The sequence below is a fragment of the Dietzia sp. E1 genome, from assembly GCF_014145015.1.
In the GTDB taxonomy this organism is placed as follows: Bacteria; Actinomycetota; Actinomycetes; order Mycobacteriales; family Mycobacteriaceae; genus Dietzia; species Dietzia cinnamea_A.
The window spans coordinates 1-1,917 of the sequence record NZ_JAALDU010000190.1 but is presented as its reverse complement, the minus strand read 5'-3'; the positions used below and the strand labels follow the sequence as shown (position 1 = coordinate 1,917).

The window sequence follows — 1,917 nt, the reverse complement described above, 5'->3', positions numbered from 1 at the left end:
CAGGCCCAGGATGCCCAGGACGGCGGGCACGACTCGGCCGAACGTGTTGAGCGTGTCGGCGCTGTCCTGCGCACCGGCGAGGGTCACCTGCTGCGTCTCCTCGTTCCAGCCGGACTGGAAGCGGACGGCCGTGCGGGTGGGCTCGGTCCTCTCCTCCTCCATGCGGGCCTTGTCGCCGAAGAACGCGTCGGCCTCGGCCTGGTCCTCGGCGAAGAACTGGAAGATGTCCTCCTTTCCGTTGACGATCTGGCCGGTGGCCGGGTTCACCCACACCGTGCGGGTGTTGGTGTAGAAGCGGCGCATGTCGACCTCGCGCTCGGGGTCGCCCTCGAGGCCCCACTGCCCGGCGGTCATGCCCTCGCGGCGGTAGCTGGCGAGGACCGACTCGACGGCGGGGTCGTAACCGTCGTAGATCGAGGCGAAGTGGTCGCGGATCGAGGACCACATGTCGATCGGGCCGAGTTCCTGGCGGAACTCGTAGGCGTCGATGCCGCCGACGGTGGTCTCGCCGACGAACTCGATCGGGTTGGTGGTGAAGGTGCTGGCGTCGAAGTAGTCGTAGGCCCGCTGCTCGGTGTCGAACGGGAACTTGTACTGCAGCCCCTCGCGGACGAAACCCGTCGGCGCGTCGTCACCGCCGGAGCCGCCGGCCACGACCTGCAGGGTGCTGGTCGCCTCGTCCACGGGCATCGCCGAGACGCGGTCGACGGTCACGCGGTCGATCGTGGCGTTGATCAGCGCCTCGACATCGTCGCCGCCCTGCTTGTCCTCACGCATCAGCGACTGCGCGGCCTGCATGGTGATGACCTCGGCGTTAGACGGCTCGACGGCCTGGACACGACGCTGCGAGTACATCGGGATGTCGTTGTCGATGAAGCACGTGACCGGGAACTGCACGTCGGAGTCGTCGGCCTCGGGCCCGTCGAGGGTCTCGACCGTCTCGCCCTCACCGGAGCCCTCGGCACCCTCACCCTCGGCGCCCTCGCCGCCCTCAGCGGGGGCCTCCGGTGCCCGGCATTCGGCGCGGTCGGCGTTGAGCTCGGTGGGCGTGTTGGACGCGAGCGCACCGCCCACGAGGACCGCGCCCGGCACGGTGTCGGTGACGGTGGTGGAGTTGATGTCCAGCGGCGTCTTCTTCTGCGCCGGCACGACGAAGAACACGAGAGCCAGTGCCATAGTGATGAGGAATGCGCCGAGCCCGACGAGGACCAGTGCGGGTACCGACGACCTCCGTCCGGCCGAACTGCTCTGACGTGCCATCGCCTAGTCCTCCTGGTGTCGCGCCCTGGGCCCGCCGGGTTACCACCCGGTAACCGCCGGGGTGCCTGCCCGGCCGGACCATCATCAGGAGAAGATTAACAGTGATGAAGAACGCATTCGGCACCCCCGACCACCGAGTCGGCACTCTGCCGTCCGCGACCGGTTTCGCCCCGGCGCTGGAAGGTCTGCGGGCCGTCGCCGCGTTCGCGGTCCTCACGACGCACGTCGCGTTCCAGACCGGCTCCTCCACGGGCTCGTTCGTCCACCGGGTGTGGGGCCGGTTCGACCTGTCCGTGGCCGTGTTCTTCGCGCTGTCCGGTTTCCTCCTGTGGCGGGCGCACGCCCTCCACGCCCGTCGGGGCGGCCCGGGCACCGCCCGCCCGGCACGGGAGTATCTGCGCTCCCGGCTGGTCCGGATCCTGCCCGCCTACCTCGGGGTGGTCGCGGCGGTCTTCCTCCTGATCCCGCAGAACGCCCGCGCGTCGGTGTCCACCTGGATGTCCAACGTGACGCTCACCCAGGTGTTCGTGCCCGATTCGCTGGTCGAGGGCCTGACGCACGCGTGGTCGCTGTCGGTGGAGATGAGCTTCTACCTGGTGCTGCCGCTGCTGTGGTGGGCGCTCGCGCGGCTGCGTGGGCCGGCCGCGCGGTGGCGGA

Annotated in this window: 2 protein-coding genes; one reads left to right on the top strand and one right to left on the bottom strand. The window is 69.8% G+C overall.

Annotation, left to right across the window (positions count from 1 at the left end):
• Positions 1-1,260 (bottom strand): DUF3068 domain-containing protein (locus G6030_RS07590; RefSeq protein ID WP_182642701.1); only part of this gene is annotated, 1,260 nt, incomplete at its 3' end.
• A gap of 104 nt (positions 1,261-1,364) precedes the next feature.
• Between G6030_RS07590 and G6030_RS07585 the strand changes: the two genes are divergently transcribed.
• Positions 1,365-1,917: acyltransferase (locus G6030_RS07585; protein WP_182642700.1), on the top strand; the 553-nt coding region annotated here is incomplete at its 3' end.